The sequence below is a fragment of the uncultured Gemella sp. genome (assembly GCF_963525165.1).
GTDB lineage: Bacteria > Bacillota > Bacilli > Staphylococcales > Gemellaceae > Gemella.
This window is the reverse complement of the sequence record NZ_CAURJN010000025.1, coordinates 21652-30300: the sequence shown is the minus strand read 5'-3', so window position 1 is coordinate 30300 and position 8649 is coordinate 21652. Positions and strand designations below refer to the sequence as shown.

Genomic DNA, 8649 nt, shown 5'->3' with positions numbered 1-8649 from the left:
CCACTTGTCTAAACTAAATATATATGTGTCCAGAATTTTGGGTACACATCAAATCACGATTTTTGAGTCACTCCCCCTTTTTTATTATATTTTCCAAATTTTTCCGATTGCATTTCTAATTTCGTAATTATCCATAAAATACTCTATATTTCCGTTGAAATTACGTTTGAATTGAAGAACACCGTAGTCAGTAGCCTCTTCAGACTCAAAATCTTTAGAAGTACCAAAGAAGTTGAAATATTTAAAATTATTATTGATTGCGTATTTCATCATAGTATACATTACTAGGTATGAACCGTTAAATCTAGAAAACTCCTTTTTCATTCCTCCAGTGAAGTAAATAAAATCATGTTTTGTTTCTATAAAGCTTGCGCAAGATAGATAAATAATAGTTCCATGTTCTCTTTTTAAAGAAGCTATTTGTTCTATTTTATCATTGCTAAAAGCAATAGACTCATCTATTTTATTTATTTTCATTATAGTTTTATCACTATTTACTTTTCCAGTTTCAAGCTTTTCTGCCAGTTTATTTTTCTCTATGTTAAGCTCCTTAATTTCTTTATTTAATTTAAAAATAAGTGAATCACAATCTAAATATGACACAATAAGATGAAGCTTATCACCTAATGCACTTTTTAAATTTCTGAAGTAATCACTAGTTCTGATTTGGAAGTTTATTCTGTCTTCCGTACTTTTATTTATAGAATCAAATATAGAGGCATCAGCATCATTAAAAATATCTATTTCTTTAGCTGTTATACCTTCTTTCACAGCTTTGTTGATTGAACGCTTTGCCATATTAGAAATAGTTTTTAGTAATGTATCTTCAGTAAGCGAATTTTCTAGTTCTCTTGAATAAACACAACGAGAAGCAAGAGTAGGATTTGTAAATAAATCATCATTAAGTGATTTATATCCGAGTGAGTTTAATATTTTATTTGTTTGTATTGATTCTTCAGTAGTCTCGATAAATTCGATATCTCTATAAATATGTTCATTTATAAATGGATTTATTCTTACGCATAATACTCTAAAATTTTTAGCATAGTATTTTTTTAATTGTTCAAAGTAAAATCTCACTAACTTAGTATTCGAGTAGTTTATAATAGGTCCATGTTGAGTGGTTACTTTATAGAAGAATTTTTTATAAGGGAAATAAACAAAAGTCCCATAAGCTAACAGTGTATTTCCTTCTATTACTGCTAATATTTTTGTTTTTAAATTATTTTTTTTTGTAAGTTCACTATATGAAGCGTCTTGTTGAAAAAAATATCTATGATCGTTCTTTTTTTGAAATTGTCGAAGTTCTTCACTACTAATTTCAGTAAATATCATTATGAAATCTCCTTTATAGTTTGTTGCTATTCAAAATTACTTATAAAATTATATAACAAAAATAAAAAAAAAAAAAGTGATATATTAATTTTTAATGATATAATTGAGTAAAGTAAACTTAGAGAAGTTAGGTGTTTTATGAAAGAATACACATTAAGAAACAAAAAATATAAAATTCGATATAATGATTTTCAAAGGGATGGTGTACCGATAATATTTATTCATGGTTTAGGATGTGCTAGTTCATTTGATTACGTAGAAATTGCAAATAGTGAAGAATTTAAAGAACATAGAACAATTCTCATAGATTTATTGGGGGCGGGCTACAGTGATAAACCACTTGATTTTTCATATGAAGTAAAAGAGCATGCACAATATTTAGCAGAATTTTTAGAAGATTTGGCATTAGAGAATGTTATTTTATTCGGTCATAGTTTAGGAGGTTCTATTGCGATTGAGTTATGTGCTTTATGTGAAACAAGAATTGATAGATTAATTCTAACAGAAGCAAACTTAGATCCATCTACAAGAGGTCAGATAAGTTGGGTGATCGCTCAATACAAGGAGGACAATTATGAAAAAAGTATAATGAGATTAATTCAGTTTTGTGAGAGTGGAATGAATACAATGTGGGCAGCTTCATTTAGAAATTGGTTGCCAAAAGCTGCGTATCAACTATCTTGTGATGCGGTACTGATAAGAGAGAAATCTTGGCGAAGTATGTTATATGAATTTAATATACAAAAATACTTTATTTTTGGAGAAAGAACATTGCCAAGTTCAGACTTTGAAGAATTACCTAAATATAATGTAAATGTTAAGATAGTAAAAAATGCTGGACATTCGATGGCTTGGGAAAATCCAGAAGAATTAACTTCAGTCTTAATTAGTTGTCTGAATTAATTAAGGATAGGATAAATACCGAAAGAAAAATGTGCTGTTGTTACCGAACTATTGAATATAGAAAAAAGGGGTGCCTCAAAAATCAAAACAAGATTGTTTGAAGCACCTCTAGTGGTGGTTTATTAGATATTCAAAAAGCTTTTATAGAGAAAATTTAGATATCAATAAACCACTACATCTGTGAATTTTTTATAAACTTTTTTTTAAGTTAGGACTTTTGTATCAGGTCCGTCTTCTATATTTTTTTGATTTTTATATTACTTACCATTAAATAAGAGCATGCAACTACTAGTATTAGTATTGCAATACTTGGTAATTTTATCGGAGCAAGTACTGCAAGAACTGTTCCGCATGTAGTGATAGGAACACCTTGATAATATCCGTTTTTCATTTTTGTTACATTAAATCTTGCTAAACGATAAGCTCCACAGCATACGTAGATTCCACAAAGAATTGCGACAATTACCATTAATAAAGTTGATGGTTTATCGTTAGTAATAAAGATTTCAAAAACAAGCATAGCAGGCGCTACTCCGAAACTTACTACGTCACATAATGAATCTAAGTCGTGACCAATCGCAGAAACAACACCAAGTTTTCTTGCGGCGATACCATCGTATCTATCCGCAAGCATGGCTAAGATAATAAAGACAGTACCCCAGATGAAATATCCATGTGATGTAGTCAGAATTGACATAAATCCACAAAAAATATTACAAAGGGTAAGATAATTTGGTATGAAGTTTTTATTCATTTTAAAAGTCAACCTCCAATATTGATATTATAATTATAGTACAAATTTGTAATAATGTCTAAGAAAATATGAAATTTATAAAAATTTAGTAGCGAAAAATATTATTTTCAATAGTTGTGTAACGTTATGAAAGCTGTTATAATTAGGATAAAATTGATTTTGGAGGTGCACTATGAAAAAGACATTTAAAAATTTAAATTTCACAAAAATTTTAAAAGAATTATTTATTATCTCTTTAGGTTGCGCTATTTACTCTTTTGCAATTATGCATTTTAATGTTCCAAATAAACTAGCAGAAGGTGGAGGGACAGGAATATCGCTGTTACTATTATATTCAATAGGTCTTCCTGTTTCTGTAGGAACAATATTGGTAAATATTCCGTTATTAATAATAGGATATAAAATGTTAGATAAAAAGACGATGTTATATACAGTTTACGGTATTATTATGTTGACTTTTTGGATAGGGATTTTTGAGAAGTATAATATAGAAATTGAAATTGGTGGAGATAGATTACTAGCGGCTGTATTTGGAGGTTTACTTGCTGGATTAGGGCTAGGTATAGTCTTTCTAGCAGGAGGAACGACTGGTGGGGTAGATATAGTTGCAAAAATTGTTCAACTTTATACAGGTAGCTCAATCGGTAGAATAATTCAAATTCTTGATGGTGTAATTATTGCCTTAACATTTGTAGTAGTTAAAAGTTTTCCAGCGATTCTATATACTTTGATTTATATTTTTATCTGTACAAAGGTTATAGATTATGTCGTTGAAGGTGGTGTTCCCGGAAAAGGAGTAATGATAGTTTCATCGGAAATAGAACTTATTACTAAAAAAATTCAAGAAGATATGAATCGTGGATTAACTTATATAAAAGGACAAGGAAGCTATTCTAAGAAAGATATGAATATTGGATATTGTGTAGTTTCAAGAAATGAAATAGGAAAATTAAAATCTCTAGTTTATAAAATTGATCCCCGAGCCTTTGTGACAATAACCGAAGTTCATGATATTATAGGAGAAGGTTTTAGCTACGATCAACCGAAAAAATCAAGTTTAAGTTTTAAAAAGAATCAATAGTAAAGAATCTGAGAGGGAGCGACTAAAAAATCGTGATTTCGTAGAAACAAGATTTTGTCGAGTCACTTCTTGCAGTGATTTATTAGATATCTAAAAAGTTTTTTAAAAGCGAATTTAGATATCGATAAACCACTGCGTCTATGAGCTATTATATGAACTTTATTAAATCTTAGGACTTTTGGATCAGCCCCTGGGTTCTCATATAAGCGTTTTAAAAAGTTTTAGAATTTTTATGTCAATTTCAGATTTATATTTAAAGGAGAAAAAATATTCATAATATGTTAAGGAATTATTATTTTAGATTAGTAAGTGCAGCATTATTAATTTCTATTTGTTGTTCGTTATTTGGTCAAACGTTATTGAAATTAATAGAATTAACTAGTAGTTATTATAAGTATTTATTGATTCTAACACCTTTGATACTAGTTTTTACTAAGTTTAGTAATAAATATTTACACACCAGTGCGATAGGTATGAAGTATTTTATTGAAGCGGCAACTAATAAAAAAAAGAAAGTTACGTGGAAGTTCCCTTTTATTTTAACTGTGAATACTTTATTAGCCCATGGTTTTGGAGTGAGTGTAGGGCGTGAAGGTGTTGCTGTGCAGTTGGGTGGAGCTATCGGAGGAAATATGGCTCCAGATGAATTTAGTACAGAGAAAAAACAATTTTTTGTAAAGTTAGGCATGATTTGTGGGTTTGCTGGATTGTTTCAAACTCCATTAGCAGCTGTAGTATTTATTTTAGAGGTTGTTAGTGATAAACTTAATTTTACGATAAATAAAATTTATGAGTATGTAATATATATTATTGCAGCGTATATAAGTGCTTTTGTATCGCATAAATTAGGTTTGGAAAAGTTCTTTGTAGCTATAGACGTAAGTGAAATTAATGTGAGTTTAGAATTTATTTTTAAATTAATTTTAGTTGGAGTTGTGTTTGTTTTTGTAGGAATCTTATTTGTTCTACTTCAAAGAAAAATAAAAGAACTAGTTGCTTTGAATAAAAATATCATTTGGATTCTTCTAGTTGTTTTTATTTTAGTTAGTATTGTTTTTGAGTATAGATATGCTTCATTAGGAACTAATTTAATAGGTCTTTCTTTTACAAATTTTGAACAGATTCGAGTTTATGATTTTATGTTGAAAATTATATTAACAGCTATTTGTACAGGGATTGGTTTTAGTGGAGGAGAGGTTACTCCGTTGTTTGCGATTGGAGCGACTTGTGGAGTAATCCTAGGAACTTGGCTAGGGCTACCAATTCTAGTAACAGCGGGACTAGGGTATTGTTTAGTATTTTCAGCGGCAACTAAGACATACGTTGCACCTATATTTCTTGCATTAGAAGTCTTTGGGTATAAATTAATGTTTTTTGCTGTAATCCCTGCAGTATTAATTTACCTAATCAATAAAAAATATAGTATCTATAAATAATTAAATGGGAGTGGCTCAAAAATCGTGATTTCAAAGAAACAAGATTTTGTGGAGTCACCCCCACACAGTTTATTAGTTATTTAAAAAGCTTTTATAAAGCGAATTTAGATATCAATAAACCACTGTGTCTATGAGTTTTCATGTAAACTTTGTTAAATTTTAGGACTTTTGGCTCAGCTCCATTTACAAATAATATAATATACCCTAGTGTGAATTTTCACACTAGGGTATATTATTATAATCCAAGTATATTTAGTATCTCTTTTTTATATTTTAATTTTTGTTTATCTTGATCTTTTTCATCAAAATTTATTTTTATTTCAGATACAATTTCACCAGGTTTATTTTTAATGATATAAATTCTGTCGCTTAGGTCAATAGCTTCGTCTATATCGTGAGTGATTAGTAAAGTTGTTATATCAAGTTTATTCTTAATTTCAAGATACCAAGAATGTAATGATATTTTAGTAATTGCATCGAGTGCACTAAAGGGTTCGTCTAGTAAGAATAATTCTTCTTTAAACATATATGTACGAAGTAGTGCAACTCTTTGACGCATACCACCACTTAATTCACTGGGATATTTATCTTTATATTCGTAAAGATTAAATAGTTTAAGATTTTTTATCGCTTCTTCTTCTGCTTCTTTTTTATTTATTTTTCTAATTAACAAGGGTAGTATAATGTTTTGAATAATAGTCTTATGTTCTAATAATAAGTCTTTTTGAAGCATGTAACTTACACGACCTTTATAGTCTGTGTTACCTTTTATAGAAATTTCTCCACTTTGAAGAGGATTTATACCTGCGATAATATTGAAAAGGGTAGTTTTACCAACACCACTTCCACCAAGTATAGAAACAACTTCACCTTTATCGACATGAATGTTTATATCTTTTAGTATTTTATTGTTAGGATAATTGAAAGATAAGTTTTTTATTGATAATATATTCATTATTTTATATAGTCATTGCTGAATCCAGTGTTTTCTGCAAGAGGTTGTTTTGTAATTTTGTTTTCGTTAACCCAGCGGTAGAATGCATTCCATCTGTTAGCGTCAAATTCACCCCAGTGATCTTTGTTTGTTGCATATTGTTTAGATAGATATTTTTGCGATTCAATGACGAAATCTTTTTTATCTTTTAATTCTGGAGCATTTTTAATTAAAATCTCTGCAGCTTCTTCAGGATGTTCTATAGCGTAGACATATCCTTTCTTAATAGCTTTAAGAACTTTTTTAGCTTCTTCTTTATTTTGTTTTAAGTAATCATTATTAGCAATAATTACTGGAGAGTAGTAGTCTAAGTCTTTATTGAAATCTTTTAGATAGAAGTAGTTAATATCTAATTTCATGCTTTCAGCTAATTTTCCATCCCATGCATAGTAAATCCAAGCAGCATCGAAAAGACCATTTTCTAATGGAGTTACAGAGTTTGTATCTGTATTTGGAGCTAGACTTAATTTATTAGCATCTCCACCTTGTTTTTGGATTAATGATTTAACCATTGCTAATTCTACTGGATCATTCCAAGTTCCGTACTTTTTACCTTGAAGATCTTTTGGTTCTTTAATGTTGTTTTTCTTAAGTGAAATGATACCAGAAGTGTTGTGTTCAATAATTGCGGCTACGGCAGTGATTCCTGCACCTTTAGAAAGTTTGTTAGCCATTGAGTCTTGGTAATAAATACCAAAAGGTGCTTTATTATTAATAATTAAGTCAGAAGTACTATCTTCAGGCGCTGGCTTAATGTCAAGATCAATACCTTCTTCAGCGAAGTATCCTTTCTCTTTTGCTACATATAGACCAGTGTGGTTTGTGTTAATCGCCCAGTCAAGTACGAAATCTACTTTTTTAAGTTCTTTTTTCTCTGCATTTTTATTAACTGTACTACATGCAGTTAATGAGATTGCTAAGATAAAAGCAAAAACGCTAGTTAATATCTTTTTCATGATTTTCTCCTATGTATTTCCATTTAATAAATTTTTTCTCACTTAGTTTAACAAGTTCGATACTTAATAAACTGATAACAGATACTAGTATTATGATTGCAAACATAGTATCGTATTCAAATAATTTTTTCGCTTTAATCATGTAAACTCCAAGTCCTTCAAAGCCACCTAGCCATTCAGCAACAACTGCTGCTATAAAAGCATAAGATACACTAACTCTAAGTCCAGCATAGAAGTAGCTTAGACTTGTTGGAATTTTTACATGCCAAAGGATCTGTAATTTACTAGCATTCATTAGTTGTAATAAAGTAATCATGTCTTTGTCACAGTTTCTAAATCCATCTAGTATACTAACAACTATAGGGAAAGTTGTAGTTATAACAATTAATACGATTTTTGGTGTAAGTCCATATCCCAACCATAAAACAAGTATAGGTGCTATTGCAATAGTTGGTATAGTTTGAGTTAGTACAAGAAGTGGATAGATAGACTTGTTAAATATTGGTATACTATCCATAATTAAAGCAAGAAGCCATGCTATAACTATCCCTAGGAATAGACCTATAATAGCTTCGAGTAGGGTGATTTTGCTGTGAAATATTAATAGTTCGTAGTTTTTTATAAAAGCTTTAACTATTTCGACAGGTGTAGGTATGATATATTTAGGAAGTAAACCGAGATTACCAGCTCCTTGCCAAATAATCACTAAGCACAACATAGAAATAGTTGCAGCGTATTTATTGATTAAATTTGTCAATTTTCTCATTTATAGTTAAAACATCCCCATAGTTAATTTTCACATTTGCAAAAATATTTTTACTGTCCTCACCCGCTAGGACAAAGCATTCTTTAAGAGTATCCATTAGTTCATTGAATTCCCCTTCAATTACAGTTTCGAATGGAGTAACAATTACATTTGAATGCTTATTTTGTAGAAAATAGATAATTTTATCTATAATCTTTAATCTTCCATCATGATTATCAAGTGGAAGAATCTGCAATGCAATACTGCAATTTATCAAAATAAAAAACCTCCTTACAATATAAGGGGGGTCTAAGTTTGTCTTTAAGTCAAGTGTGCCTACGCTAGCATTACCTAGATCAGACGCGGTCGAAATATTTATATTCCCTCTCAGACTGTTCACAGACTCCCGTATAAATAATTATATCACACCAATGAAAAAATACAA

Annotated in this window: 9 protein-coding genes; 3 read left to right on the top strand and 6 right to left on the bottom strand. The window is 29.7% G+C overall.

Annotation, left to right across the window (positions count from 1 at the left end; translation table 11 throughout):
* Positions 1-84: 84 nt before the first annotated feature.
* Entirely contained in the window at positions 85-1335 is a 1251-nt protein-coding gene (locus RWQ74_RS06200) for a peptidoglycan bridge formation glycyltransferase FemA/FemB family protein (RefSeq protein ID WP_314397402.1), read from the bottom strand.
* 138 nt (positions 1336-1473) lie between these two features.
* On the opposite strand from RWQ74_RS06200, the gene RWQ74_RS06195 reads away from it, so the two are divergent.
* Positions 1474-2238, top strand: coding sequence for an alpha/beta hydrolase (locus tag RWQ74_RS06195; protein ID WP_314397401.1), 765 nt, complete (start codon positions 1474-1476; stop codon positions 2236-2238).
* A gap of 235 nt (positions 2239-2473) precedes the next feature.
* Here the strand turns inward: RWQ74_RS06195 and pssA are convergent, their stop codons facing one another.
* Positions 2474-2992 carry a CDP-diacylglycerol--serine O-phosphatidyltransferase gene (gene pssA, locus RWQ74_RS06190; protein ID WP_314397400.1) on the bottom strand — a complete coding sequence of 173 codons (519 nt, stop codon included), beginning with the start codon at positions 2990-2992 and terminating at the stop codon, positions 2474-2476.
* Positions 2993-3164: 172 nt separating this feature from the next.
* Here pssA and RWQ74_RS06185 point away from each other — a divergent pair, with 172 nt between their 5' ends.
* Both RWQ74_RS06185 and RWQ74_RS06180 read left to right on the top strand, forming a co-directional pair.
* Complete coding sequence (locus RWQ74_RS06185; protein ID WP_314397399.1) at positions 3165-4073, top strand: YitT family protein; 909 nt, start codon at positions 3165-3167, stop codon at positions 4071-4073.
* Between the two features lie 278 nt (positions 4074-4351).
* Positions 4352-5509 (top strand): chloride channel protein, encoded by a 1158-nt coding sequence (locus RWQ74_RS06180; RefSeq protein WP_314397398.1) that lies wholly within the window; start codon positions 4352-4354, stop codon positions 5507-5509.
* A 235-nt stretch (positions 5510-5744) separates the two neighbouring features.
* Here RWQ74_RS06180 and RWQ74_RS06175 read toward each other — a convergent pair whose 3' ends face one another.
* Genes RWQ74_RS06175 through RWQ74_RS06160 form a run of 4 tightly spaced genes read right to left on the bottom strand, consistent with a single transcriptional unit; the run spans position 5745 to position 8481 of the window.
* Complete coding sequence (locus tag RWQ74_RS06175) at positions 5745-6464, bottom strand: ABC transporter ATP-binding protein (protein WP_314397397.1); 720 nt, start codon at positions 6462-6464, stop codon at positions 5745-5747.
* Positions 6464-7459, bottom strand: coding sequence for an ABC transporter substrate-binding protein (locus RWQ74_RS06170; protein ID WP_314397396.1), 996 nt, complete (start codon positions 7457-7459; stop codon positions 6464-6466). The genes RWQ74_RS06175 and RWQ74_RS06170 overlap by 1 nt, the downstream gene beginning before the upstream one ends.
* Complete coding sequence (locus tag RWQ74_RS06165; protein WP_314397395.1) at positions 7440-8225, bottom strand: ABC transporter permease; 786 nt, start codon at positions 8223-8225, stop codon at positions 7440-7442. Before RWQ74_RS06165 ends, RWQ74_RS06170 begins: the two co-directional genes overlap by 20 nt.
* On the bottom strand, positions 8197-8481 hold the full coding sequence (locus tag RWQ74_RS06160; RefSeq protein ID WP_314397394.1) for a thiamine-binding protein: 285 nt from the start codon (positions 8479-8481) through the stop codon (positions 8197-8199). The genes RWQ74_RS06165 and RWQ74_RS06160 overlap by 29 nt, the downstream gene beginning before the upstream one ends.
* Between the last annotated feature and the right edge of the window lie 168 nt (positions 8482-8649).